General features: G+C 66.0%; 25 protein-coding genes and 3 tRNA genes. 20 read left to right on the forward strand and 8 right to left on the reverse strand.

Annotated features, from left to right (window positions below; genetic code table 11):
* Positions 1-28 precede the first annotated feature (28 nt).
* The 4 genes from CLV29_RS15770 (at position 29) to CLV29_RS15785 (ending at position 2691) form a co-directional block, all read left to right on the forward strand.
* The gene (locus tag CLV29_RS15770) at positions 29-565 is read left to right on the forward strand and encodes a DUF6932 family protein (protein WP_133756074.1); all 537 of its coding nucleotides are present in this window, start codon (positions 29-31) and stop codon (positions 563-565) included.
* A gap of 307 nt (positions 566-872) precedes the next feature.
* Positions 873-1535, forward strand: a complete 663-nt coding sequence (locus CLV29_RS15775) for a hypothetical protein (RefSeq protein WP_133756075.1) — start codon at positions 873-875, stop codon at positions 1533-1535.
* Between the two features lie 155 nt (positions 1536-1690).
* Entirely contained in the window at positions 1691-2152 is a 462-nt protein-coding gene (locus CLV29_RS15780) for an HD domain-containing protein (protein ID WP_133756076.1), read from the forward strand.
* A 44-nt stretch (positions 2153-2196) separates the two neighbouring features.
* Complete coding sequence (locus CLV29_RS15785; RefSeq protein ID WP_133756077.1) at positions 2197-2691, forward strand: NUDIX hydrolase; 495 nt, start codon at positions 2197-2199, stop codon at positions 2689-2691.
* On the opposite strand, the gene CLV29_RS17280 is transcribed toward CLV29_RS15785, so the two are convergent.
* Complete coding sequence (locus CLV29_RS17280; RefSeq protein WP_481819217.1) at positions 2688-3821, reverse strand: helix-turn-helix domain-containing protein; 1134 nt, start codon at positions 3819-3821, stop codon at positions 2688-2690. The two genes, CLV29_RS15785 and CLV29_RS17280, sit on opposite strands and share 4 nt — an antisense overlap.
* Before the next feature lie 180 nt (positions 3822-4001).
* Between CLV29_RS17280 and CLV29_RS15790 the strand changes: the two genes are divergently transcribed.
* From CLV29_RS15790 to CLV29_RS15815, 5 genes are all read left to right on the forward strand, one after another.
* Complete coding sequence (locus CLV29_RS15790; RefSeq protein ID WP_243831989.1) at positions 4002-4397, forward strand: hypothetical protein; 396 nt, start codon at positions 4002-4004, stop codon at positions 4395-4397.
* A complete protein-coding gene (locus tag CLV29_RS15795; RefSeq protein ID WP_133756079.1) occupies positions 4397-5965 on the forward strand; it encodes an FtsK/SpoIIIE domain-containing protein in 1569 nt (522 codons plus the stop codon). The genes CLV29_RS15790 and CLV29_RS15795 overlap by 1 nt, the downstream gene beginning before the upstream one ends.
* Positions 5966-6317: 352 nt before the next feature.
* Positions 6318-7823, forward strand: a complete 1506-nt coding sequence (locus CLV29_RS15805) for a replication initiator (protein WP_133756081.1) — start codon at positions 6318-6320, stop codon at positions 7821-7823.
* A 188-nt stretch (positions 7824-8011) separates the two neighbouring features.
* On the forward strand, positions 8012-8191 hold the full coding sequence (locus tag CLV29_RS15810) for a helix-turn-helix domain-containing protein (RefSeq protein ID WP_133756082.1): 180 nt from the start codon (positions 8012-8014) through the stop codon (positions 8189-8191).
* Positions 8192-8340: 149 nt separating this feature from the next.
* Positions 8341-9321: a tyrosine-type recombinase/integrase gene (locus CLV29_RS15815; protein WP_208293009.1), complete on the forward strand. Its 981-nt coding sequence runs from the start codon at positions 8341-8343 to the stop codon at positions 9319-9321.
* An 84-nt stretch (positions 9322-9405) separates the two neighbouring features.
* Here the strand turns inward: CLV29_RS15815 and CLV29_RS15820 are convergent.
* Positions 9406-9478: transfer RNA gene (locus tag CLV29_RS15820), tRNA-Arg, on the reverse strand.
* A 450-nt stretch (positions 9479-9928) separates the two neighbouring features.
* Here CLV29_RS15820 and CLV29_RS15825 point away from each other — a divergent pair.
* The gene (locus CLV29_RS15825; protein ID WP_133756084.1) at positions 9929-11755 is read left to right on the forward strand and encodes a phosphoenolpyruvate carboxykinase (GTP); all 1827 of its coding nucleotides are present in this window, start codon (positions 9929-9931) and stop codon (positions 11753-11755) included.
* A gap of 70 nt (positions 11756-11825) precedes the next feature.
* On the opposite strand, the gene CLV29_RS15830 is transcribed toward CLV29_RS15825, so the two are convergent.
* Positions 11826-13001, reverse strand: a complete 1176-nt coding sequence (locus CLV29_RS15830) for a DUF418 domain-containing protein (RefSeq protein ID WP_133756085.1) — start codon at positions 12999-13001, stop codon at positions 11826-11828.
* Between the two features lie 62 nt (positions 13002-13063).
* On the opposite strand from CLV29_RS15830, the gene CLV29_RS15835 reads away from it, so the two are divergent.
* The 5 genes from CLV29_RS15835 to CLV29_RS15855 all read left to right on the forward strand — a co-directional run bounded on the left by CLV29_RS15835 (position 13064) and on the right by CLV29_RS15855 (position 17442).
* Positions 13064-13669 (forward strand): TetR/AcrR family transcriptional regulator, encoded by a 606-nt coding sequence (locus CLV29_RS15835; RefSeq protein WP_133756086.1) that lies wholly within the window; start codon positions 13064-13066, stop codon positions 13667-13669.
* A 192-nt stretch (positions 13670-13861) separates the two neighbouring features.
* Complete coding sequence (locus CLV29_RS15840; protein ID WP_133756087.1) at positions 13862-14041, forward strand: hypothetical protein; 180 nt, start codon at positions 13862-13864, stop codon at positions 14039-14041.
* Between the two features lie 86 nt (positions 14042-14127).
* Positions 14128-14218: transfer RNA gene (locus CLV29_RS15845), tRNA-Ser, on the forward strand.
* A 138-nt stretch (positions 14219-14356) separates the two neighbouring features.
* Positions 14357-15574, forward strand: coding sequence for a cutinase family protein (locus CLV29_RS15850; RefSeq protein ID WP_166649325.1), 1218 nt, complete (start codon positions 14357-14359; stop codon positions 15572-15574).
* A 245-nt stretch (positions 15575-15819) separates the two neighbouring features.
* Complete coding sequence (locus tag CLV29_RS15855) at positions 15820-17442, forward strand: LCP family protein (protein WP_166649326.1); 1623 nt, start codon at positions 15820-15822, stop codon at positions 17440-17442.
* A 19-nt stretch (positions 17443-17461) separates the two neighbouring features.
* Here the strand turns inward: CLV29_RS15855 and CLV29_RS15860 are convergent, their stop codons facing one another.
* Complete coding sequence (locus CLV29_RS15860) at positions 17462-17914, reverse strand: hypothetical protein (RefSeq protein ID WP_133756090.1); 453 nt, start codon at positions 17912-17914, stop codon at positions 17462-17464.
* Positions 17915-18018: 104 nt separating this feature from the next.
* Positions 18019-18108: transfer RNA gene (locus tag CLV29_RS15865), tRNA-Ser, on the reverse strand.
* A gap of 56 nt (positions 18109-18164) precedes the next feature.
* Between CLV29_RS15865 and CLV29_RS15870 the strand changes: the two genes are divergently transcribed.
* From CLV29_RS15870 to CLV29_RS15885, 4 genes are read left to right on the forward strand one after another with little or no spacing between them, the layout of a single operon-like run.
* On the forward strand, positions 18165-19133 hold the full coding sequence (locus CLV29_RS15870; RefSeq protein WP_133756091.1) for an NAD(P)H-quinone oxidoreductase: 969 nt from the start codon (positions 18165-18167) through the stop codon (positions 19131-19133).
* Between the two features lie 52 nt (positions 19134-19185).
* The gene (locus tag CLV29_RS15875) at positions 19186-19497 is read left to right on the forward strand and encodes a hypothetical protein (protein ID WP_133756092.1); all 312 of its coding nucleotides are present in this window, start codon (positions 19186-19188) and stop codon (positions 19495-19497) included.
* Positions 19458-20363, forward strand: a complete 906-nt coding sequence (locus tag CLV29_RS15880) for an MFS transporter (RefSeq protein WP_133756093.1) — start codon at positions 19458-19460, stop codon at positions 20361-20363. The genes CLV29_RS15875 and CLV29_RS15880 overlap by 40 nt, the downstream gene beginning before the upstream one ends.
* Positions 20360-20989, forward strand: coding sequence for a bacterial proteasome activator family protein (locus tag CLV29_RS15885; RefSeq protein WP_133756094.1), 630 nt, complete (start codon positions 20360-20362; stop codon positions 20987-20989). The genes CLV29_RS15880 and CLV29_RS15885 overlap by 4 nt, the downstream gene beginning before the upstream one ends.
* A 4-nt stretch (positions 20990-20993) precedes the next feature.
* On the opposite strand, the gene CLV29_RS16600 is transcribed toward CLV29_RS15885, so the two are convergent.
* The 3 genes from CLV29_RS16600 to CLV29_RS15895 form a co-directional block, all read right to left on the reverse strand.
* The gene (locus CLV29_RS16600; RefSeq protein WP_208293010.1) at positions 20994-21209 is read right to left on the reverse strand and encodes an AbgT family transporter; all 216 of its coding nucleotides are present in this window, start codon (positions 21207-21209) and stop codon (positions 20994-20996) included.
* Positions 21210-21306: 97 nt separating this feature from the next.
* Entirely contained in the window at positions 21307-22272 is a 966-nt protein-coding gene (locus tag CLV29_RS15890; RefSeq protein WP_208293011.1) for an AbgT family transporter, read from the reverse strand.
* 28 nt (positions 22273-22300) lie between these two features.
* The gene (locus CLV29_RS15895; protein ID WP_166649327.1) at positions 22301-23545 is read right to left on the reverse strand and encodes a M20 family metallopeptidase; all 1245 of its coding nucleotides are present in this window, start codon (positions 23543-23545) and stop codon (positions 22301-22303) included.
* 361 nt (positions 23546-23906) lie between these two features.
* On the opposite strand from CLV29_RS15895, the gene CLV29_RS15900 reads away from it, so the two are divergent.
* Positions 23907-24467 (forward strand): WhiB family transcriptional regulator, encoded by a 561-nt coding sequence (locus tag CLV29_RS15900; RefSeq protein ID WP_166649328.1) that lies wholly within the window; start codon positions 23907-23909, stop codon positions 24465-24467.
* Positions 24468-24680: the final 213 nt, after the last annotated feature.

The raw sequence follows: 24680 nt of genomic DNA on the forward strand, positions 1-24680 counted from the left end.
CCGCGTGCACCCGTAGTAGTCTGCCCGCGTGGCCATACCAGCACTCGTGAACGGCACACTGCCGCTCGGGCGGTGGCCAGCGTCCGAGGCCGATCTGGATGCGTTCGCAAGCGCTCACGCCAGCACAGCCCGGCGGGAGAAGCTTCTGCAGGATTGGAGGACGCTGACTGATGCCGTCCGAAGCGCCGTAGATGAGGTCGCCGCATGTTGGCTGAGCGGGAGCTTCCTCACGGACAAGGAGCAACCGGGTGATATTGACGCAGTATTCTTGGTAAACCACGAGAGGATCAACGAGGCCAATACGGATCCGAAGAAGGCCCTGTTTCTTCAAGTCGTCGCGCGAAGCCAGGTGCGGCAACTCGGCCTAGAGGTCGACAGCTACATGCTGGCCTGGTGGCCCCGTCCCGGGGTTTTCCAAGGCACCACTGACAGACGGGAGAGCTATCTTCAGGAGAGAGGCTACTGGGATGATCTGTGGTCTCGAACACGCGAGACTGCGAAACCGCATGTGGACAAGCTCCCGCGCCGGGGATACGTGGAGGTGATCCTGGATGGCTACCGGTGAAGCTCCGTTCGAGCAGCTCCTGCGACATCTCGAGACTGATAGCGAACGTGTTGAGTGGACCGATTCAGCGGACCTCGCACGCATGAGCCTCGAGGCACTAAGCGGTAACGCTGACGAGCGTCGCGGTAGGTCGAGAGGAACTGTTCGTCTGTTTGGAGAGGCCGTCGATCGCAACTCGGCTGCCCTCGAGGACGTCAGTGCGGTCCTGCTGAACTGGCAACGCGCGGTCACAGCTGTCGGTGCGTCACTCGAAGGTGTCAAGACCCTTCGGGGCCGCTTATCTTCCACGCTCCTGACTAGGACAGCCATGGAACTCTCCGGCGCGGGGACTGGTTCCCTCGCACTTTCGATCGCCGCGAAACCTGATCCAGAGGCAGAGATCTCGCCAGGCGGACAAGACGCCCTGGTGTCGCCGCCGCGCCCACTTGTGGACCGCGCATCTGAGGCTCTGATCGGGGTGATGGCTCAGTTCGCGACGCGCGACGCTGTCGATGACACGTTGGCAGCCACATTGACTCTGCATGGCTCGAGATTCACAAGCGCACTACGCAATCTTGCAGACGCTATCGCCAGAGGTGGATTCGACTTCCAGGCTCGCTGGGAGGAACCATACTTCCCAACCCAGCGGGTCACTTGGACGACTTCGACCGCTCGTGATGCGCGAGGGTTCATCGACGGCCGCGACCTGGATGCTGAGGAAACCGAACTGGCTGGAACACTCGTCACGATCAGTAATCGTGAGCGGTGGCTGCTAGACACAGCTGATCCAGACTCCGACGACGGTGTTACAACAGTGAAGCTGTCCGCAACGAATATCACTGACGAGGTCGCACGATCGCTGTCCGTCGGCGACGAGGTCACGGTGCACGCAATCGTCAAAACACGTATGCAACCAGACGGGCGAACTCATTCCTCCTATCAGGCGCTGGCCGTAGAACGTCGAAGCGAGGACCGGCCCGCAGCCGAGTGAGGAACGATCGAGGTGAGGACACGGACCGCAGCGGCGACGCGCCGAGCTTGCGAGGCGCCTTGATTGAGTAGAGAACAATTCGGCAAGCGATCGGTGGTCGAGTGTCGGCGTACGCGGCTAACGTGGGGTGCGTCGGAGTCACCTGGGAGGGCCTTATGTCGGATCTTGTGCAGCGGGCAGAGTCGATCTCACGTCGAGCGCATGAAGGGCAGAGCGACAAGGCTGGCGAGCCCTACGCGGAGCATCCGGCTCGGGTGGCTGAGAGAGTAGCTGACCGTGTCGAGGCGGCTGATCGAGATCTGGCGGTATCGGCTGCTTGGCTGCATGACGTAGTTGAGGACACTGATGTGACGCTCGACAGCCTGCGTGAGGACGTCGGATCAGCTGTTTCCGAGATAGTCGATGCCCTCACTAAGCGCCCAGGAGAGCCCCGGGAAGACTATTACGAACGCATCCGGACTACAGGGCATCTGGCGGTCACAGTGAAGCTGGCGGACTTGGACGACAACACCGACCCTGCGCGACTGGCAGCCTTGGCTCCGGAGGTCCGTGAACGCCTTGAGGCCAAGTACCGGCACACCCGCGCGGAACTCACGAGATCGAGATCGACGAAGTGACAACTCGCGACGAAGGGCACTGGGAGACTTTCTCGGAGCGAACGTTGTACGACAGCCCATGGGTTCGGCTGGTCAAGGTTGATGTGCAGCCGCCCGGCGGGAGTCGCTTCGAGCACCACGTCGTCCGCCTGCAGCGCGTTGCGCTGGTCGCCATGGTCAATGACCGTGAAGAGGTCCTTCTCCTATGGAAACATCGCTTCGTAACCAACCAATGGGGTTGGGAGCTCCCTGGCGGGATAGTCGATCCCGGCGAAGAATCGGCAGACGCTGCCAAGCGAGAAGCCTGTGAGGAAACAGGATGGATGCCCCGCTCGGTGCAGCATCTGCTCTCATTCCAACCGGCCATTGGCATGGTTGACAGTCCCCACGACGTCTATGTAAGCCGCGATGCGGAGTATGTCAGCGATGCTCGGGACTCGGAGGAAACCGGAGTCGCGAAGTGGACACCATTGGCGAGCGTGACTGACATGGCCGCTCAGGGCGATCTGCTGGGCTCGGGATCACTCGTCGCGTTGCTCTACCTACTTGCTCGGCGCTAGGCGGCTTGAAGGGCCATGAGCCGGCGGGACTGTCGTCGTGAGCCACTGTCTCTGACCAAGTCTGTCGCGATCCTGCCGCACCGTCGGGCGTCGGCAGCGTTCCCCAGCGCTGAGTGACAGAGCGCGAGATCAGTGTGCATTGCTCCCCGGGCTCGGACAAAGTCTGCCGGCATGCGGTCTACCACTTCGTCCAGAATATCCACGGCCTGGCGGTCGCCCAGCATGCTCAGGGAGTGCCCTGCCCAACGCTGCAAGTGCGCTCGATCAAGGGTCACGTACGGCAGCTCCGGATAGTGGTCGTTGCTGCCCGGCAGCGCCTCGTCGGCTGCGGCCAGAGCGTCCTTGCACTCTTGTTGGGATCCGGTCGCGGCAGCTGTCTCGGCAACAGCTGCGTGAAGCCACGCTTGGAAGAGAGGTGTGACTTTGGGGATAGCTTGGTCACGCGTGGATGCCATTAGCTGGTGGGCCTCACCAGGGCGATCCAGATCGAGGTAGGCGATTGCTTGCCCGGCACGGGCGTGCGCAATCAAGTGCGGATCCTCAGAACGGAGGGCCGACTCTTCTGCCCTCCGATAATTAGCCAGTGCCGCCGTTGGCTGACCAAGATCAAGTAGCTGCCATCCGATCAGAGCCTCCGCATCGGCCAACAGCGCCGCCGCGCCGAGTTGGGCCTCTAACGGTCCGGTGCGCGCCCGTAGGAGGGTGCGCAAGGTGAGCGCGTAGGCCGTCAGCTGAGGATTCGTGATCGATGCGCAACCGAGTCGATCGGAGCGGCGCAAAGCCTCAAGAACGGGTGCCTGCGCTGTCACGACGGCAAGCGATAACCGGCCAGTCGGTCGCGTTGATCTAGCTTCCCTGGCTGGCTGCGTTTCGGACAGGGAAACACCGAGGGCCAATCCAAGAAGATCTTCGTACTCCGGGCTGGGACTGACTCGATTGTTCTCCCACCGTGACAGAGCGACCCTCAACGAGGAGTCGGACATCAAGCTGATGCCGTGCAGCCGAGCTGACCTGCGGAGCTCGCCGATCAGGCGCGACTGTGACCAGCCCCGCCGCTCTCGCGCCATGCGAATCGGGCTCGTCTCCATCACTGCCTCCCGTGCGTGGGCTGGAATCCCGTTGAACAGCATGGTCCCTTATGGCTCAGACAAAAGGAAGTGTTTTGCCCGTAGCACGCCCGTAGCACGGCCTGCTACGGGTTGCCACGTTCCGCTCTTCAGCTTTCCACGGTTGGTTTGTTTCACCGGGAAGGGCCCGGAGTAGCCAAAGCCGAGGAGAAAATGATCATGGGTGTTCAAGGACCGTTCGCAGTGAAGTTCGAGGATGTGTTCCCGCATGGTGCGGGTGTCGTCAGCGCGGTTTCCCAGCAGAGAGACTTCGATCGTTCGACCAAGGAGAACTCGGTTCAGCAGCTCGACAAGGACTCGGGCAAGCCCATCTGGATCGTTGACGTGATGGATTTCGACCCGGAGGCGCGGGAGCGGACGGTTCGGGTGAAGATCATCGCGGACGTGCAGCCAGTCCCGCCGGAACAACTTCAGGGGACACCGGTCCGTCCGGTGATCTTGGAGAACCTGACGGTCATGCCGTATCAGAAGGAGACCGGCAACGGACGATCACGGATCGCGTACTCGTTGAAGGCCACGGGCATGTCCTCGCCGAAGGGTGCACGGCATGCGGGCGGCGATCAGGGCAAGGCGGCGTGATGATGCGCTCGCTGTGGTGGTATCCGTGGCGGGCGCTGCGGGAGTTGGGGTGGTGGTTGATGCGGCTGTTCCGGTTGGTCGGTCGCCACCCTTTCCGCACTCTCGTTCTCGGCCTGGTGGTGGGGTGGTTCGCGTGGGGGCGTGATGACTGGCGACCGATGATCTTGGTCACGATCGTGCTGCTCGGCTTCGGGTTGTGGGCACGCCTGGCTCCGGCGCCCTTCGACCGATGGGTATCGATGCCGTTGTTCCGCTATCGAAAGAAGCGGTTCGTTCGTCGCTCCTGGGGTCGGGTGCTGACTGGGTCTGGTCTGGTTCAGCGCGAGTATGCCGAGCAGGAGAAGGGCCGGGTGACGGTGGTGCCTTCGCTGCGGCGACTTCAGTGGCGCCAGGGTCGGTTGATCGCCGTTCCGGGGATCTTGTTCGGCCAGACGGTAGAGGACTATCAGGCTGCTGCCGAGAAGATCCGGACCGCTTTCAACGCACGCCGGCTGTTGGTGGTTCCGAACGCGAATGACACCGCGTGTGAGCTGGTGATGCTGTTCGGTGATGCGTTGGCGGCACCGTTCCAGGCACCGATGCCGGAGTTGTCATCGGTGCAGACCGACAAGGTGCTGGTGGGTCGGACCGAGGAGGACGCACCGTGGTCACTGCCGTTGATCTCGACCGTGCTGGCTGGGTCCAGTGGCTCGGGTAAGGGGTCGGTGATGTGGGCGATCGTGCTCGCTCTTGGTCCGGCGGTGCGGATCGGGCTGGTCGAGCTGTTGGGGATCGATCTCAAGGGCGGTGTGGAGATGAAGATGGCGCCCAAGCTGTTCACTCGCCTAGCGACGACGGCCGAGGAGGCGGTACAGCTCCTCGAAGAGACGGTGATCTCCATGCAACGCCGGCTGGACGAGATGGGCGGCGTCACACGGCTGCATGAACCAAAGGTGGGTGCGCCGGCGGTGGTTGTGGTGATCGATGAGCTCGCCGCGTTGACTTCCTACATCACGGATCGGGACTTGAAGAAGCGGGGCGAGGCCGCGTTGGCGTTGATCCTCACCATGGGTCGAGCTCCCGGGTTCCATGTGCTGGCGTTTGTTCAGGATCCTCGCAAGGAAGTTCTGGGTATGCGGCAGCACTTCAAACAGTTGTTCGGGTTGCGGCTGGCGGAGAAGGAAGAAGTGGCGATGGTGCTCGGCGAGGGTGCGGTGGCTCGTGGCGCTGCCTGTCACAAGATCCCGCCGGGGAAACCTGGCACGGGCTATGTGCGTGGCGAGAACGGAATGATCACCCGGGTTCGTGCTGGTTTCGTGACCGATGCCATGCTGCGCCAAGCCAACGAGCTGTTCCGGGCTCCGCGGCAGATCCCGATCATCCCGCCCGGCCCGGAGGTTGAGAACCCGAAGCCGAACCGGCGGCCGCGCAAGCCCCGGCGAAAGGCCGACGAGGACCAGGACGAGACACCGCTGAAGAATCCGGGTGATTGCGAGAACCCGGACGACGGTGAACATCCGGGTCGCAAGCCGCGACGCCGTCGTCGCCCCCGGAACACCGGTCAGGACAATCCCGAGGAGTCGTCATGATTACCGCCGACAACACGGTGAATGCTGCGGTCGATGTGTGGACAGTGGCGAGGTGGGACTACCGGGCGCACGTGGTCACGAACGCCCTCTCCGACCGATGGCGTCGAGTTGGCTGGGTCTCCGCAGCGGCATGCAGCGATCAGGCTGCCACGGTCGAGTTGTGCGCTGTATGTCCTGTGGCATCGGAGTGTTTGGCGGCTGCGTTGATCATCGAGGATCCAGCTCCGCTACGGGCCGGGCACACGGTCAGGGACAGGTTGGTGCTGTGGCAGGAACTGGAGGATGCTGCCTGGGCCGATGACCCGGAGTTGTACGCGCTGCTCTCCCCGACCGGACAGATGAGGCCGGATCGATGACGGCGCCGATCATGGCCGGGCGTCTGGCCGGTGACGTGGTGCGCGAGCTCGCGACCAATGAGCGGGTATGTGTGCGGCCGATCATGCGGCGGGTGCTGGATCGTCAGACTGGGACTGAGACGACGGTCGCGATTGCTTGCGGGTCACGGCGAGAGGCGGTCTGCCCCTCGTGTGCTCACAAAGCGCGGGTTCTGCGGATGCACCAGTGCGAGGAAGGCTGGCACCTCACCGACGAACCGGATGGGACTGATTCCGCCGGAATCACTTCCGCTCCGCAAACGCCGCCCGAACAGGCACCAGACGAGCCCAGTCCTGGTCAGCTGGTGGCGGGGAGCCGCACATCGAGGTCGACCCGGCGTCGTGGGGATGCTCCGGATCTTCCGCGCGTACCGATGGACGATCGCACGGTGGGGATGGTCTATCGGACACCGGAGGGTCGGGAGTTTCGTCCGTCGATGTTCCTGACGCTGACGCTCCCCTCCTACGGCGCAGTACGGGACGGCGCTCCGGTGGACCCGGCGAGCTATGACTACCGTCGGCAAGCCCGGGACACGGTGCACCTGGCTGCGCTGTGGGATCGGTTCACCAAGAACCTGCGTCGGGCGACGGGGTTCAATGTGCAGTACTTCGCCACGGTGGAGCCACAGCTTCGTCTTGCCCCGCACATCCATGCCGCTGTCCGGGGTGCGATCTCGCACGAGACGATCCGTCAGATGATCGCTTCGACCTATCACCAGGTGTGGTGGCCCAAGCACGACGAACCGGTCTTCGTCGATGTTGTGCCCGTCTGGACCGGGGGCGGTGGTTATGCAGACCCCACGACAGGTGAGTTGTTACCGATGTGGGATGAGGCACGGACGGCAGCTTCGGAACCGGCACACGTGGTCCGGTTCGGCAAGCAGCACGAGTCACGCGGCATCGTGGCACCCTCGGCCGAAGCCGACCGGGCAGTGCGGTACCTGACGAAGTATCTGACAAAGTCGATCACCGATCCGCTTCATGATGACGAGAACTCGCCGCGTCGCCTCGCCCACATTCTGCGGATGGAAGCCGAACTGCGGTTCGAGCCGTGTTCGCCCCAGTGCGCGAACTGGTTGCGCTACGGCGTCCAGCCCGATCAGGCTCACCCCGGCATGATGCCCGGTCAATGCCCGAAGAAGGCCCACGACCGCGATCACCTCGGACTGGGCGGGCGCCGTGTCCTGGTGTCCCGTAAGTGGTCGGGAAAGACACTCACCCAGCATCGTGCTGATCGTGCCGCCGTCGTGCGTGAAACCTTGTTGTCCGCTGGCTTCCTCGAACCCGAGATTGAGTCGATGGCCGCCGACGTCACCGATGATCATGGTCAACAGCGCTACGTATGGACCGATACCAAGGTCCCACCAGAGATCTACCCCCAAGTCATCTATCAGCTCATCCGACAACGACGCGCCTGGCGGGACCAATACGACCAGGCCAAACAGGCTGTGGAAAGTCGCTCGGCAACCGGGCCCGACCCGTAACGCGCGGCCATGCTGCGGCTTCCCCGGATAGTCGCCATCCCTCGGTCACCGGGTGGCGGGTCCAGGGTGAGCAACGCGAATCACGCAGTGACACCGAAGGTGCCCTTGACGCGCCACCCGGTGACCGTACCCATTCAAGATCAAATCCGGGGAAGCCGTTTCCCGCAACTTGAGGAGGAGTCATGTCAGTGACGAAACTGCTGCTGAGCCCAGAAGAGGCGGGTGAACTGCTCGGGCTTGGGCGATCCACGATCTACGACTTGATCAGGATAGGAATGCTCCCGAGTGTGAAGATCGGGCGCGCACGGAAGATTCCGGCGAGCGAACTGCAGAAGTACGTTGATCGCCTGTTGGAGTCGGCGTCGTGAGCAAACGCGCCAATGGCGAAGGTTCGATCTACCAACGATCGGATGGGCGATGGACTGCAGCAACTTACGTGCTGCGGCGAGACGGTGGGCGAGTGCGTCGCCAGGTATATGGGCGAACACGCGCCGAGGTGTCGGCGAAACTGCGGTCAATGATCAGCAAGACGGAGAACGGGGTCCCCCTCGCGGTCGAGGCTTGGACGGTTTCGAGCTACGGGGCCCGGTGGCTGGATGATGTCGCTCGCCCGAGACTTCGCCCGGCGACGATCGCCAGCTATACAGCGACGCTTCGCCGTCACATCGAGCCTGAGATTGGCACGGTGCAGCTTCGCCGGTTACAGCCGACGCAGGTTCGTGCGCTCTTGGCCAGCAAGCTCGAATCTGGCCTGTCAGCTCGATCGGTGCAGATCATTCACTCGACTCTCCGGACCATCTTGGCCGAGGCCGTTCGTGAGGAGCTGATCGAGCGCAACGTTGCCGCACTGGTTCGAGCGCCCACACTGGAGCGTTTGGAGGCTGAGCCCTGGTCGGTCGATGAGGCGTCACAGTTCCTTGCCACAGCAGTCCGACACCGCCTTGGGGCCTTATTCACAGTGGGTGTTGCCATCGGCCTGCGGCGTGGTGAACTGCTCGGCCTCCGATGGGAAGATGTCGATTTGGCGTCGTCGCTCCTGCGCGTGCAACAAACCGTCCAGCGCCTACCCGGTTACGGACTGGTCATCGGCCCGCCCAAATCGCGCCGGTCCCGACGCACAATCCCCTTACCTGAGTCGTCAGCCTCAGCACTGGCCGAGCACCAGCGTCGCCAGACCGACGAGCGTCGATCAGCCGGCGATCGTTGGCAGGATTCCGGGCTGGTGTTCACCAGCACCATCGGCACCGTCGTGGAGCCCCGGAATCTTTCACGATTGTTCGAACAGCTGATGGTCGCAGCCGGTGTACGCCGGATCCGATTCCACGACCTCCGGCACACCTGCGCCTCGCTGTTGCTTGCCCAAGGCGTGCCGCCACGAGTGGTCATGGAAGTGCTCGGGCACTCGCAGCTCGCGATCACAATGGACCTCTACTCGCACGTGATGCCCACGGCCCTGCGAGAAGCGGCCGACGCGATCGACCGGGCGTTCGAGTCGTGAGGCGTTGCTGTCACGGTTGCTGTCACCCGTCGCCGAACGTGACGAACCCCAAGCCAACTACTGCTCTGACTTGGGGTTCTGTTGCGCGCTCGGAGGGATTCGAACCCCCAACCTTCTGATCCGTAGTCAGATGCTCTATCCGTTAAGCTACGAGCGCCGGTTGGTCCTTGACCAAGCGCATACGTTACCGCCGTGATGGCCCCGGCATCAAATCGTTCGCCGATGCACCCGGATCTCGCTCCCCCCAGCCACTCCACTGCGGTCCGAGCAGCCCCCGACCGTCCGACGACTGACTCGTACCACTGTGCCATGCAGCTCAGCATTCGGCTGGATCGTTTCAACCGCATTCACTCGACTGGTAGATACCAGTGGCCTCCTTTCCGTAACGCTGCTGAAACAACGTGGGACAGGTCACGAAAGCCGTCGCTGAAGCCGTGAAGCAAAGGGTTACGAGCGGGTAAGTGACGATCTTCACAGGCGAAATGTGGTCTGACTCCTATAAGACCAGTCGTATCGGTGGGCTACCCTCAATGCCACTCGCCAACTGGTAGCACTGCGGACAACCGCAGAGCCACACCTATACCAGCGCACCACCCAGGAGGACTCGATGACCGCGACCGCCGAACCACTGCACGACGCGACACCCACGACCCACTCGGGCCTGGTGGCCTGGGTCGAGGAGGTCGCCGCACTGACCAAGCCGGAGGCGGTCGTCTGGTGCGACGGCACCGACGCCGAGTACGAACGGCTGGCCCAGGAGATGGTCGATGCGGGCACCTTGGTCCGGCTGTCGGAGGAGTCGCTGCCCAACTCGTACTACGCCCGTACCGACCCCGACGATGTCGCCCGGGTCGAGGACCGTACCTTCATCTGCTCGAAGTCCCCCGAGGATGCCGGCCCGACCAACAACTGGCGTGACCCCGAGGAGATGAAGGCCGAACTGCGCGGCCTCTTCGACGGGTCGATGCGCGGCCGCACGATGTACGTGATCCCGTTCTGCATGGGACCGCTGGATGCACCGGACCCGAAGTTCGGTGTCGAGATCACCGACTCGGCCTACGTTGTGTTGTCGATGCGGATCATGACCCGGATCGGCCAACCGGTTCTGGACGCCATGATCGCCAACGGCAAGGAGGCCGACTTCGTGCCCTGCCTGCACTCGGTCGGCGCCCCGCTGGAGCCCGGCCAGACCGACGTCCCGTGGCCGTGCAACACCGAGAAGTACATCGTGCAGTTCCCCGAGGAGCGCGCGATCTGGTCCTACGGATCGGGGTACGGCGGCAACTCGCTGCTGGGCAAGAAGTGCTACTCGCTGCGGATCGCCTCGGTCATGGCACGCGACGAGGGCTGGCTCGCCGAGCACATGTTGATCTTGAAGCTGACCAGCCCGGAAGGCAAGAGCTACAACATCGCCGCCGCCTTCCCCAGCGCCTGCGGCAAGACCAACCTGGCCATGCTGGAGCCGACCATCCCCGGCTGGAAGGTCGAAACCCTCGGTGACGACATCGCCTGGATGCGCTTCGGTGACGACGGTCGCCTGTACGCCACCAACCCCGAGTTCGGCTTCTTCGGCGTCGCCCCCGGCACCGGCTGGGGCACCAACCCGAACGCCATGCGCACGATCGAGAAGGGCAACTCGTTGTTCACCAACGTCGCCCTGACCGACCACGGCAGCGTCTGGTGGGAGGGCATGACCCAGACCAAGCCGGAGCGACTGACCGATTGGCGGGGCAACGCCTGGACACCGGATTCAGAAACCCCCGCAGCGCACCCGAACAGCCGGTTCTGCACCCCGATCACGCAGTGCCCGATCACCGCCGCGGAGTTCGACTCCCCGGTCGGCGTACCGATCGATGCGATCCTCTTCGGCGGCCGCCGCGCGACCACGATCCCGCTGGTCGCCCAGGCCAAGGACTGGACCCACGGCGTGTTCATGGGCGCCACCTGCTCGTCGGAGACCACCGCCGCCGCCGCAGGCAAGGTGGGCGTGGTCCGACGCGACCCGATGGCGATGCTTCCCTTCCTCGGCTACCACGCCGGTGACTACCTGAACCACTGGCTGACCATCGGCGAGCGGCATCCCGAGGCGAAGCTGCCCGAGATCTTCTTCGTCAACTGGTTCCGCAAGAGCCCCGAAGGCAAGTTCCTGTGGCCCGGTTTCGGTGAGAACGGGCGCGTACTGAAGTGGGTCACCGAGCGTCTGGAGGGTACGGCCGACGCGATCGACACCCCGGCCGGTGCCGTACCCACTGCCGACGGACTCGACCTCGAGGGTCTGGACCTGGATCCGGCCAAGCTGGAGGCGGCGACCAGGGTCGACGTCGAGGAGTGGCGCGAGGAGCTCGAGCTGGTCTCGGAGTGGTTCGACTTCCTGGAGAAGACCCCGCAGCCGCTGCGCGACGAACTCGAGCGGATCCGTACCCAGCTCGGCTGACCTGATCCGTTCCGCAGCACCCGCACCCATCGAGGCCGGACAGGTGCAGGAACTGCGGAACGGACGAGCCTCAGCGGGCCACCCCGCCACTCCAGGGGTGGGCCGCTGTTCGTCCTCGATCGGAGCGTGACAGCGCCTCGTACCCGCGGTTCCACAGCCACTCGACCGGTCCGCGCCGGAACCGCCGCAGCCACAGGTGGGCGCCGAGTACGACCAGGGCGCAGATCGCGACCCAACCACCGATGCTCACCGCCGTCCGCCGCGGCGACCCGAAAGCGCCGAGGTCGAATCCCCAACCGTGGAAGACGATCGAGGCGATGATGTTCTGCACGATGTAGGCGCTCAGGGCGACCCTGCCGACCTCCGCCAGCCGCCGGCCGGCCCACCCCGGCTCCCGCGAGCCGACCAGTTCGACGATCAGTGCCAGCAACCCGGCCGCCACCACCGGCGAGATCACCCACCGCGTCAACGGCATCCAGTCCGGATCCGCGAGCCCGAGACCCAGGTCGGCGCCCAGCGCAACCGCGCCGATGAACATCAGTCGCCGCCGCAGCACCCGCCCATGGGCACCGAACACCCCATTGCGGTGGAGCCAGGCCCCGGCGAGGAAGAGGGCGATGCTGCCGGCCAGGATCAGTACCGGCTCGAACCGGAAGAGGCCGGGGTTCTGCCAGCGCAGCACGACCAGATCCCACCAGCTTCCGTCGCGGTACGGGTTCGGCTGCAACGGCTCGCCGCTGCCGAGGCTGGCCTGACCACTCAGCAGACCAGCGGTGATGAAGAGGATCAGCGCGATGTGCACACCGGCGGTGACGGTGAACCAGACCCGTTGGCTGCGGGGGCTGGTGGCCAGCAGGCACGCAACGATCGCGCCGGTCACCGCGTACCCCATCAGCACGTCGAACTCGATCACCAGCAGATAGTTGAGCAGCCCGTCGAGAAACAACAGCAACGCCCGCCACAGGTACGACCCGGGCCAGCGCAGCCCGCGACGAGCAGCGGCGTCGGCTTGGATCGCCAGGCCGATGCCGAACATCAGGGTGAGCAGTCCCAGGAACTTCCCGTTCGCCAGCTGTTGCAGCACCTTCTCCAACCAGCCCTGCCAGGCCGGGAGGTCGGCAGTCACCGGCGAGTTGAGGTAGCCGAACATCCCCTCCGGGTGACTGAAGATCCAGATGTTCGTCGCGAGCGTGCCGAGGATCGCCACCCCACGGGCGATGTCCAGTGCAGGAATCCGTTCGGCCATCTCCAGACCTTTCTATCACGAGTGAGATACAAAAAGTATCACAGGTGTGACAAAATGGATCCGTGCCGAAGGTCGTCGATGCCACCGAACGCCTTGCCCTGATCCATGACGCCACGATCCGCCTGATCGTGACCGGCGGGGTCGCTCATGCCTCGCTGCGCAATGTCGCCGCCGAGGCGGGCATCAACATCGGTTCGGTGCGGCACTACGTCGGATCGACCGGCAACCTTCTGCGCGGCGTGGTGGAGGCGATGTCACAGGCGGTGACCGATCGGCTGGAGTCCTATGACGTCGCCGTCCTGCAGCAACTCGGTCCGCAGGAGAGCTTCGAGCTGGCGGTGGACATGTTGTGCGAACTGATTCCGCTGGACGACCAACGCCGCACCGAGGCCGCGGTATGGCTCGCCCTGCTCGAGCACTCCCGGGTCCATGGCGACCTCGGCGGCGCGTTCGACTACATGGCCAGCGGAATCAGGATCCTCACCACCGGAATCCTGACCGCTGCCGGGGTGCGGGATCCCGAACTCCCGGCCGAGGCACTCGCCTGCGCCCTGGACGGTCTGGTCGTCGCGATGGTGGCGGCCCCGGAGCATTACAGCCCGGAGTTCGCCAAGAACCTGGTGCACTGGCAGCTGCGGCAGGCGGTAGCGGGCACCGGCCGGTCATGACGTGGGTCGCGCCTGAGAAGTGAGCGAAATCCGCCACTCGATGCCGGAATCGGCACCGAGTGGCCCGAATTACCGATCGAGTGTCCGAATCTGCTCAGGATCCCCCAACGACGCCGGCCTCCCCGACCCGAGCTGCGGCAGAACCAGGCCGCAGGCCGTCAGCTCGATGGTGGGGCCAGCTAGTTTCGGTTCATGCGTTTCAGAGCGTCTCGTCTGCTTGACCCGGGTGGCACCGGCCGGCCGGTCCAGCCCTGGGCAGCCGTGGCCGGCTGGGCCGCGCTGCTGTTGCCCCTGCCGGCGGTGGTCTGGCGATTGGCGATGGTGGCCGGGGTCCCGACCGGGTTCGCCGATGCCGAGTTCCCGGGCCGGTGAGCCGATCGGAGTCGGATCGGCTCCGGCGCGAGGTTTTGCCGAGGATCGGCAACGGCCGGTACAGTGACCGGCGACGCACAGCGTCTGGAGGCGTCGCCTAGTCCGGTCTATGGCGCCCGCCTGCTAAGCGGGTTGAGGGTTTATCCCCTCTCGCGGGTTCAAATCCCGCCGCCTCCGCTGCACACCGAGGGCCCCGGCACTAACAGCGTGCCGGGGCCCTCGGCGTTACGTCCGCTCATCCCGATCGCCGCCACGACTGCGGCGGGCGCAGAAACCGACGGTCGGCTCACCACAGCCGCACTATCCTCGTACCTCGTGACTCATCGCCTGCGACTCGGAGCCTTGGTGGCCACTGCCGCAGCCCTCATCACCCTGCCGGCCGCCCCAGCCGAGGCGGCCACGCTCCAGTGGTCCGACGAGCCGCCGGTCGCCGCCAGTGCAGCCACCGGTCGCGACTGCGGTGACCTGCTGTTCGTCGGGGTACGTGGTTCGGCCGAGCCCGAGCCCTACGGTGACACGATCGCGGCGCTGCGCGATTCCCTGGCCGAGCAGACCGCCGACCTGCCCGGCGCGGTCGACCTGCGGGTACGCGAGGTATACCTCGACTATCCGGCCGTCTCGCCGGAGACCCTCGGCAGCGTCGGCATCGACGGGCTGTTGTTCTCCACCGAGATGCCGCCGACCGAGTTCTACGACTCGGTGACCGCCGGGCGGGTGTCGATGGTCCAGGTGCTGCAGGACTCGGCGACCCGCTGCCCGGACGAGCACTGGGTGCTCGGGGGATTCTCCCAAGGGGCGCAGGTCGTCGCCGAGGCACTCGCAACCGAGGAACTCGCCGACGCCGCCGACGAGCGGCTGCTGGGTGCGGTCGTACTGGGGAATCCGGCCAATGCGCCGACGATGCCGGGGGTGACCTCGGTCGGCGATGCCGAGAACGACGCCGTCGGACTGACCCCCAGCCTGTACTACCTGCGGCAGCGGATCGCCGAAGCCCGCCAACCCGACGACGAACTCGGCGTCTCCGGGGCATTGCGGTCGGTGGTGGAACTGTCCGACGGGTCGTTGGATCGCGAGCTCACCTCCGAGGTGATGACCGACAACGGGATGCAACCACCGTCGGCGCTGTTCGACCGGATCACCCAGGTCTGCAACACCGGCGACCTGATCTGCGATGCCGGACCCGGCCTGGGCCGGATGGTCTTCTCCGCCTCGCCACTGCAGACCGAGGTGGACAACGCCGAACCGATCCACCTGGGGTACGCAAGCCTGATGGACCAGGCCACCGCGCCGACGATCCAGCGGATCACCGACTGGGCCCCGACCGTGCAGCACCCGGCACCGGCGCCGGCGGCCGAATCCGACCGGTTCCTGCTGGGCGTCGCGGTCGGTGTCGCCGGATCGGCGGTGCTGGTCGGGCTGGCCACGGCGCTCACCCGGATCGGTCGTCGCCGTCGACTCGACCGGGCCGACGGACAGGATCGGCTCGACCCCGAGCGGGCCGACCGCCCTCGCTCGGCACAGGATCGACCGTGACCGGCCGGAAAGTGATGTCACCCGGTGGCACCGCCCGCCCTGCCGGGCCGGGTCGCGCCACTCGGTGGCCTCTCCGGCACGGCCCGTCGCACGACAATCCACCCGCCGTGCACAATCCGCCTGCGCTGCTCCCCCGCCCCACGACGGTCTGATCCGTCGCAACCAGTTTCCAACCAAGGGCCGATTCGGGCCGACTTCCAGCCCGTATCATGGTCCGGTCAGCCCGCCGCCACGAACAGGTACTCATGAGCTCTGAACAGGTCACCGAGAAGCCGCAGCGCGCCCCCAATCGGCGCAAGCGATTCAGCTTCGGCCAGAGCACCTTCTGGACCGTGCTCGGGAGCCTGCTGCCGGGCTCGGGACTGCTGGCCGCGGGCCGGCGGCGACGGCTCGGCCTGATCGTCCTGGCCATCTTCTGTCTGGCAGTGCTCGGCCTGGCGATCTGGGCGGCGGTCGACATGAGCAGCTTGATCCGCCTGGCGGTCCGCCCCAGTTTCCTGATCGGCCTGACGATCGTGCTGCCGATCCTGGCGCTGATCTGGGTGGCGGTGATCGTGCGTACCCATCTGGATCTGCGGCCGGCGGCGTTGACCACCCTGCAGCGAGGGTTCGGCGCTGCCCTGGTCGGCGTCCTGGCCTTCGCCGTGGTGGCCCCGATGGCGGTCGCCAGCCGCTACTCCTACGACCAGGCCAGCCTGGTGACGCAGGTCTTCGCCGGTGGCGAGTCCAAATCCGGTACCCGCCCCGACCTGGGCGGCGACGACCCGTTCCAGGACAAGGAGCGGGTGAACATCGCCCTGCTCGGTGCCGATGACTCCGCCGACGGCGAAGAGGGCAACATCCGTACCGACACGATGATGGTCGCCAGCATCAACACCCGCACCGGCAACACCACCATCGTCACCATCCCGCGGCAGACGATGAACCTCCCGTTCCCCGCGGACTCGCCGCTGCACGAGTACTACCCCAACGGGTTCTCCGGCTACACCGAGGCCGAGGGAATGGCCAACAACCTCTACTACGCGGTGCCGAACGAGGTGCCGGCCGATGTCCTCGGTGAGACCGACGATCTCGGTGCAGACGCGCTGAAACTCGCTTTGGGTGAGGCCACCGGGTTGAAGGTCGACTACTACGCGATGATCAACTTCACGGGGTACGAGGAACTGGTGGACGCCCTCGGCGGGATCACCGTGAACATCAACTACTACGTGCCGATCGGCGGCAACACCGACCTGGGAATCCCCCCGGATGACCAGCTGGCACCAGGCCCTGACCAGCATCTCGACGGTTTCGAGGCTCTCTGGTTCGCCCGCGGCCGCTACGGGCTGGACGACTACCAGCGCAACGAACGCCAGCGCTGTTCGGTGAACGCGATCATCGAACAGGCCAACCCTGTGAACCTGCTGCAGCGTTACGAAGCGATCGCCAATGCCTCGAAGGCGATGGTGGAGACCGACATCCCGCAGGACGTGCTGCCGGCGATCGTCGACCTCTCGCTGAAGGTGCAGTCCGAGGGTGAGGTACGCAGCATCGCGCCGTTCGACGGCGACAATGCCCTGTCCACCGGCAGCCCGGACTACGACGAACTGCGGTCACGGGTGGAGAAAGCCCTCGGCGAGTCCGAGGCTCCGCCGGAGGACGATCAGCCGGCCGGCAGCGGCGGCGACGGAAGCGGCGGCGGTGACGGCTCGGAACCGGCCGAGACTTCGGAGCCGGAGCCCAGCGAGGAGCCGTCGACCGAACCCGACGACTCCGGGGCCGAGGAGACCGCAGCCGACGACCAGCCTGCAAGTGAGAACCTCACCGATTCCTGCGCCTACAACGCCGAGCAGGCCGAGGCCTCCACGCCGTACGTCCTGCGGAACTGATCGGTACGGCTCGGTCCGCTCAGTCGAGCGGCCGGTAGCCGCGGCTGTTGTCCAGCCGCCGCTTCAGGTCCGCAACCATCGCCTGCACCCGCGGATCGGACTCCGGCGCCGGGGAGACGACATGGCGATCAGGGTCGCCAAGGAAGCTGATCCGGTGCCCGCCGGCAGCGGTGGCGACCTGTTCGACCTGATCCCAGCGCCCCTCGACGGTGCCCGAGCGGCCACTGATCCGGAACCCCTGATCGTCGAAGACGAAGTCGACCCGACTGAGCCGGACCAGGACCAGGCCGACGACCGCCAGGGCGATCGCACCGGCCAGCAGCAGCCAGCCGAACACGGCGACGAGGATCGGCCAGCCCTGCGCACTGGCCAGGACCACCAGCACGGCACCGATCACCGCAGCGGCGGCGGAGATGGCGAAGGTACGCAGCGGCAGCGGCGCGGTGATCGGATGGTCCACGCGGTTCTGCATGACGGGGTTCTGCACCGGGGTTGGCCTCTTCTGCTCTGCGGAACGATGCTCACCGGCGGAACCGGATTTCCCCGGTCGGGCGGCAACCCGCGAGCGGCCGATGATGGCGGCGAGGGTGGGATTCGAACCCACGGAACGGTCACCCGCTCGGCCGCTTTCAAGGCGGCTGCACTAGTCCACTATGCGACCTCGCCGAGCCCGGTTCCCCCGGGCCGTCAGGCAATCGTAGCGGCTGACTAGCATCGACTGCATGTACGCAGTCACCCAGACGGCAGCCGGTGGACCGGACACCCTGACCTGGGACCAGGTCCCCGATCCGACGCCGCCCGGACCCGATGAGGTGCTGGTGAAGGTGGCCGCCGCCGGGGTGAATCGCGCCGACCTGTTGCAGCGCCAAGGACACTACCCACCGCCGGCCGGTGCCTCGACGACGATCGGCTTGGAGTGCTCGGGGACGATCGCGGCGGTGGGCGACAAGGTCACCGATCAGCAGATCGGCGAGCCGTGTGTGGCGCTGCTGTCCGGTGGCGGTTACGCCGAGTACGCGGTGGTCCCGGCCGGCCAGGTGATCCCACCCCCCGAGGGGGTGGATCTGGTCAGCGCCGGCGGACTGCTGGAAGTCGCGGCGACGGTGCTGTCGATGACCGAGCTGGCGCAACTGGCCGCCGGTGAGACCTTCCTGGTCCACGGCGGCGCCGGCGGCATCGGTTCCTTCGCCATCCAATACGGGGTGGCACTGGGCGCCCGGGTGATCACCACCGCCGGCAGTGCGGAGAAGCTCGCCTACTGCCGTGAGCTGGGCGCGGCGACGGCCATCGACTACCACACCGACTGGGTGGAGGCCGTGAAAGCCGAGGGTGGCGCCGATGTGATCCTGGATGTGGTGGGTGCGAAGTATCTGCGATCGAACCTCGAGGTGCTGCGAGCGGACGGCCGGTTGGCGATCATCGGATTCCAGGGTGGCACGAAGGGTGAGATCGACCTGGGCGCGCTGCTGGCCAAACGCGGCTCGGTGATCGCGGCCTCCCTGCGCTCGCGTCCGGTGGAACAGAAGGCGGCCATCTGCGAGGCGGTACGCGAGACCGTCTGGCCGCTGGTCTCCGCCGGCCGGATCACCATCCCGGCCGAGACCCGGATGCCGATCACCGAGGTGGTCGAGGCACACCGGCGACTGGAGTCCGGCGACAACACCGGGAAGATCATCCTGACCGTCGACTGAGCCGCTCGAAATCGGGTTCGCCCCGATCGGGGCCGGTCACTAGCCTGTGCACGTGAAGCTCTCGGCGTACCGCGATGTGTTGTCGATCCCCGCGGTCCGCCAGTTGATCCTGCTCGGCCTGCTGGTCCGGATCCCGCTGTTCGGATCCTTCCTGGTGATCACCCTGCACGTGGTGGACACCTTGGGCATGGACTACGCCGCGGCGGGGTTGCTGACCACGGTGTCCACCCTGGCGGTCGCCGTCTCCGGGCCTTGGCGCGGTCGTCGGCTGGACCGGCTGGGGCTGCGTCGCACCCTGGCGCCGTCCTTGATCATCCTGCCGCTGTGTGGGCCTCGTTCCCGTGGTTGCCCTATGTGGCCCTGATTCCGTTGGTCGCGATCGCCGGCCTGTTCACCCCACCGGTGTTCTCGATCGTGCGCCAGGGACTGGTGGTGGCCGTACCGCAACACCGGCGGACCGCGCTTGCCCTGGACTCGGTGGTGGTGGAGATCGGCTTCATGCTCGGGCCCGCACTGGGCATCGTGGTCGCCGGCTTCCTGGGTACCGGATGGACGGTGTTGATCTTCGAGTTCGTGCTGGTCGCAGCGACCGCCGGCTTCGCGGTGGTGAACCCGACGATGCGCAGCCGTACCCCGGATGCCGACGCCACCGAGGCCCGGCCGCCGTTGCGCAGTTGGTTGACCCTGCCGGTGGCGGCGGTCCTGGCGGCCAGTGTGACGGCCACCTTGTTGCTGACCGGGACCGAACTGTCGGTGGTCGCCGCTCTGCGGGAACTGAATGCGGCCGGGTTGATCGGAATCATCCTCGCCATCTGGGGATTCGGTTCGGCTGTCGGCGGCATCCTCTACGGCGCGATCGGACGGCCGATCGATGCGTTCTGGCTGCTCTTCGCCCTGGCCCTGACCACTGTCCCGGTGGCGTTCACCGGGACCTGGTGGTCGATGGCCGGGGTGCTGCTGCTGTCCGGCTTCTTCTGCGCACCGACGATGGCTGCCACCGTCGAGGCGCTGACCACCTCGGTGCCCGAGGCGGCTCGCGGGGAGGCGCTGGGTTGGCATGGTTCGGCACTCACCGGTGGCAGCGCGCTGGGCGCGCCGGTGGTCGGTTTCATGATCGACCAGGCCGGCTGGCCGGCCGGATTCCTCACCTCCGGACTGCTGGCCCTGGCGGTGGCGACGATCGGGCTGACCCTGGTCCGGATCCGTCGACGGCGTAGGGTGGCCGCATGAGTGAGCAACCCGGAACTCCGTCCGAGAACCAGGCTGGCCCCCAGGCCGTCGGCAACGCTCAGCCGGGCGGCAACGGCTCTGCCGGGCAGGCGATCGCCGGTGCCACAGAGGACGGCCGGGGCTACATCGTCACCCCCCACGGGATGGCCGTGGAGGAGGCACCGGATGCCAAGTCCGAGGGTTCGGAGCCGTCGGTCACCGATCAGGTGGAGGAGCCGGCGAAGGTGATGCGGATCGGCAACATGATCCGCAGCCTGCTGGAGGAGGTACGGTCGGCTCCGCTGGACGAGCCCAGCCGGGAGCGTCTGCGGAAGACCTACTCGGCCTCGATCGACGAGCTGAAGTCGGGTCTGTCGGAGGAGCTGGCCGCCGAACTGGAACGGATCGCTGCGCCCTTCACCGGTGACGAGACCCCGTCCAATGACGAACTGCGGATCGCTCAGGCCCAGTTGGTCGGCTGGTTGGAAGGCCTCTTCCAGGGCATCCAGACCGCGCTGGTGGCCCAGCAGGTGGCGGTCCGCTCGCAATTGGAGCAGATGCGCAAGGCGCTGCCCGGAGGTGGCGCGGCGGGACAAGGCCACCCCCAGGGCGGGCACCAGCCGGGTGCCGGCGGTATGTACCTGTGAGGGATCAGCCGCCGATCCGGATCCCGACGCCCGGGCCCATCGGCCAGCCGGCGAAGTAGAAGACCACCAGCACCAGCACCAGCACCAGCACCCAGGCCACCCAGAACGGGATCACGAACGGCAGCATCCGGGAGATCACCGTACCCAGGCCGGCCTTCGGTTCGTACTGCTTGACCAACATCAACAACACGAACAGGTACGGGTTCATCGGCGTGATCACCTGGGTGGCCGTAGACGATGCCGGGCACCAGAAACAGCAGGAAGACGATGAAGGTGACCGAATCAGCAGGGGCGAATCCGGCAGGAACCCTCCCTCCTCATTGCGCCACGGCGACATCGGCAGCAATGCCGCCACCAGCATCAGGGCGGCCAGTGCCAACCCGGCGATGGTGGCCAGCAGCAGACCTCGTCGTTCGGCCGGGTCGAGGTCGGGGTTCAGGTCGCGGGTGTCGTCGCGCCGCAGTGCGGGGGCGACCTGCCCGTTCTCGTCGGCCGGTTCGTCCACCAGCTCCTCGGGATCGGCGTCGGCGTACTCGGTGGGTACGTTCTGCCGGCGCAGTCGCGGTTCGATCACCTTGTCGATGATGAAAACCGGCCAGGATCGCCAGGACGACCGAGGAGACGAGGTTGAAGTAGTAGTAGTTCGAGACCGGGGTGACCGGTGCACCCGGGTTGGGCAAGGTGGCGACCACGCTGGTGGTGATACCGGCGAACAGCGCATCCAGGCTGGTCACGACCGGTGAGGTGGAGTAGCCGGCACCGGCTGCGGCGAAGCCGCCGATCAGTCCGGCCATCGGGTGTCGCCCGGCGGCTTTGAACACCATCGCCGCCAGCGGCGGGATGATGATCATCGATGCATCGGCCATCACCGATCCGGTGACGCCGACGGCGCCGACCGCGTACGGCAGTGGCCACCGGGGAGCCCGGCCGAGGGTCAGCCGGATCGCCGCACTCAACAGACCGGTACGTTGGGCGACGGTGACTCCCAGCAGGATGGTCAACACCGTCTCCAGGGGCGGGAAGCCGATGAAGTTCTGACCCAGGTTGGCGGTGAACCAGGCCAGTCCCTCGCCGGTGAACAATCCCTTGATCACCTTCGGCTCGTCCGAACCCAGGATGGTCACCACCGTTCCGGCCAGCGCCATCGCGGTGGAGATCACCCCGACGATCAGGAACAGGCCGAGGAACAGCAGGAAGGGGTCGGGCAGTTTGTTCCCGATCCGTTCCACCCCGTTGAGCAGTCGGTCCATCCGGCTGGTGGGCAGTGTGTCGGTCGAACTCATCGGTGCCTCATTCCGGTCGTGATCGGAGTCAGTCGAAGTAGTGGGGTACGTCGACGGCACCACCGGCATCGTCGAACTCGGCACGTACTTCCGCCTGCAGGTCTGGATCGCACAGGTAGTCCGCGGCGACCGCAGCCATCGCTCCGGCGGAGTCGATGATCACCCGGTCGGCAGTCTCGGTGATGGCCTCGGCGGCGAAGTCGCGGGTGTGCAGGGAGAACTCGGGTCCGGTGATCTTGACCATCGGATGCAGGGCCGGGGACCCGGAAGCTGACATTGCCGAAGTCGGTGGATCCGGAGAACTGCTCGGCAGCACACCAGCGGGCAGTACCTCGTGACCGCGATCGCCGTAGCGGCGGTTCCAGGACTGGGCCAGTGCGGTGTTGCCTCGCATCGGCAGGTACGGCGGCGCCTCGTCCCAGACCAGCTCCACCCCGCATCCGGCCATCAGGCCAGCTCCTTGGGCGATCTCCTCCATTCGGCTGCTGAGGATCTTCAGGGTTTCGGGGTACTGGCTGCGGACGTAGTACAGGATCGAGGCACGGTCCGGGATCACATTCGGCCGTTCGCCACCTTCGGTGATCACCGCGTGGACCCGGTCGGTGAAAGGCATCTGCTGACGGTTGGCCGCGACCCCCATGTACATCAGGTTGACCGCATCGAGGGCATTGCGGCCCATGAAGGGCTGGGCGGAGGCATGAGAGGTGATGCCGTGGAAGATCACCTTCAACTGGCGCCGGCCGAGGAAGACCGGTTCGGCGCAGTCGTAGGTGAACGGGTGGACCATGATCGAGGCGTCGACATCGTCGAAGGCACCCTCGCGGGCCATCAGTTCCTTGCCCGAGCCACCCTCCTCGGCCGGCGTACCCATCCAGATGATCTTGCCGGGAAGTTGATCACGGACCTTGGCCAGCGCCAGGAAGGCGCCGACGCCGGCAGTGGCGATGATGTTGTGCCCACAGCCGTGACCGATCCCGGGCAGGGCGTCGTACTCCGCCAGCACGGCGATGCTCGGCCCCGGTCCTGATCCTGCCACCTCTGCCCGCAGCGCCGTGGGGAGTCCGTAGGCGCCCCGGGTCACCGCGATGCCGTGGCTCTCGACCAGCTCGGCCAGCTGGGCCGCCGACCGGTGTTCCTCGAAGGCGACCTCCGGGTGCGCGGCAAGATCATGTGAGGTCTCGATCAAGCTGGCTGCGAGTTCGTCCACTGCCGAATCGATCGCCGCCAGCACCGGCGCCGGCGCACCGGCGGCATCGGAGGCGACAGAACTCATCAATCCGGCCCGGGCAGAGGTGATCTTGCTGAGCTCACCGAGGAGGAAAGGGTCGACCGGTTGGGGCAGTCCGTCGGTGGGCGAACTCTGGGGAGAATCGGCTGGGGCCGTCGCTGGGCTCCTTTCGGTACCTGGTGGGTACAGCATGCAGAATCCCGGCCGGTTGTGCAGCCGATGGGCGAGATTGTGCAGAAATGTGCGTTCGCTCCACGGTGTCCACGGCGCGGGCCACCAGCGGGAAACATCGGGGAAAGGTCACAGAAAACCCTCATCGATCGGGAACCACGGCTCCGGACCTGGCGTCGCATGTCGGCAAGCAGGAACCAACCACGAGTCAGCCGAACGCCTGAGAGGGAAAGCCGTGAACACGCCTCGTATCGAATCCACCGGACGCAAGCCCGGCTGTGTCACCAACACCGAGGTCTTCCAGCATCCGCTGATGGAGGAGCCGCCGGCTCCCAGCGCCGGCAAGGTCGTCCGCCGCCAGGCCGCCGACCTCACCAACCGGGCCCGCGCCCTGTGCTCCGGCTGCCCGCTGGCCGCCGCCTGCCTCTACGACGCCGTGGTCAAGCACGATGTCAGCGGTTTCGTCGCCGGCACCACCGAGACCGAGCGCAAGCAGATCCGGCGTCGCCTCGGGGTCACCGTCGAACCCGAGGACTTCGATTCCCTGGCCGGTTCCTTCCGCTCCGGCAAGCGGGTCGACCACAACGAGGTCGTCCGGCTGCGACAGGCCAACCCGCACGAATCGCTGGAGATGCTGGCGCAGCGCCTGGAGTGCTCGCTGTCGACGGTCAAACGGCACCTGCGCAAACACCGCCGGGGCGAGAGTTCGGAGCCGGCCACCAGGCGCGTACCCACCCAGGCCGAAGTACTGCAGGCCGCCGGAATGATGCCCGATCGCAGCAGCGGCGCCGCCTGAGGCCGGGGCGCCGCTCAGCCAAATTGTCGGAAGTTATGGCGGCCTGATCGACCCGCGAGGTCACCAGAGCTCCCGATGAGTTTCACGAGGTCACCAGAGCCCCCGATAAGTTTCACGGAGCCCCCCGGAATCGACGACCCCGCCACGTCAACCAAGTCGTCGGGAGATATGGCGACCTGATCAACCCGCGAGGTCACCAGAGCTCCCGATGAG

The organism is Naumannella halotolerans (assembly GCF_004364645.1).
Lineage (GTDB): Bacteria > Actinomycetota > Actinomycetes > Propionibacteriales > Propionibacteriaceae > Naumannella > Naumannella halotolerans.

Bases quoted from the DNA above. Each gene is read 5' to 3' on its own strand.
- CLV29_RS15805 (WP_133756081.1), top strand. From the start codon at position 6,318: ATGACGGCGCCGATCATGGCCGGGCGTCTGGCCGGTGACGTGGTGCGC.
- CLV29_RS15775 (WP_133756075.1), top strand. From the start codon at position 873: ATGGAACTCTCCGGCGCGGGGACTGGTTCCCTCGCACTTTCGATCGCC.
- CLV29_RS15840 (WP_133756087.1), top strand. From the start codon at position 13,862: ATGCGTTTCAGAGCGTCTCGTCTGCTTGACCCGGGTGGCACCGGCCGG.
- CLV29_RS15855 (WP_166649326.1), top strand. From the start codon at position 15,820: ATGAGCTCTGAACAGGTCACCGAGAAGCCGCAGCGCGCCCCCAATCGG.
- CLV29_RS15825 (WP_133756084.1), top strand. From the start codon at position 9,929: ATGACCGCGACCGCCGAACCACTGCACGACGCGACACCCACGACCCAC.
- CLV29_RS17280 (WP_481819217.1), bottom strand. From the start codon at position 3,821: ATGCTGTTCAACGGGATTCCAGCCCACGCACGGGAGGCAGTGATGGAG.
- CLV29_RS15885 (WP_133756094.1), top strand. From the start codon at position 20,360: ATGAGTGAGCAACCCGGAACTCCGTCCGAGAACCAGGCTGGCCCCCAG.
- CLV29_RS15860 (WP_133756090.1), bottom strand. From the start codon at position 17,914: ATGCAGAACCGCGTGGACCATCCGATCACCGCGCCGCTGCCGCTGCGT.
- CLV29_RS15815 (WP_208293009.1), top strand. From the start codon at position 8,341: ATGATCAGCAAGACGGAGAACGGGGTCCCCCTCGCGGTCGAGGCTTGG.
- CLV29_RS15895 (WP_166649327.1), bottom strand. From the start codon at position 23,545: ATGAGTTCTGTCGCCTCCGATGCCGCCGGTGCGCCGGCGCCGGTGCTG.
- CLV29_RS15890 (WP_208293011.1), bottom strand. From the start codon at position 22,272: ATGAGTTCGACCGACACACTGCCCACCAGCCGGATGGACCGACTGCTC.
- CLV29_RS15830 (WP_133756085.1), bottom strand. From the start codon at position 13,001: ATGGCCGAACGGATTCCTGCACTGGACATCGCCCGTGGGGTGGCGATC.
- CLV29_RS15870 (WP_133756091.1), top strand. From the start codon at position 18,165: ATGTACGCAGTCACCCAGACGGCAGCCGGTGGACCGGACACCCTGACC.
- CLV29_RS15780 (WP_133756076.1), top strand. From the start codon at position 1,691: ATGTCGGATCTTGTGCAGCGGGCAGAGTCGATCTCACGTCGAGCGCAT.
- CLV29_RS15795 (WP_133756079.1), top strand. From the start codon at position 4,397: ATGATGCGCTCGCTGTGGTGGTATCCGTGGCGGGCGCTGCGGGAGTTG.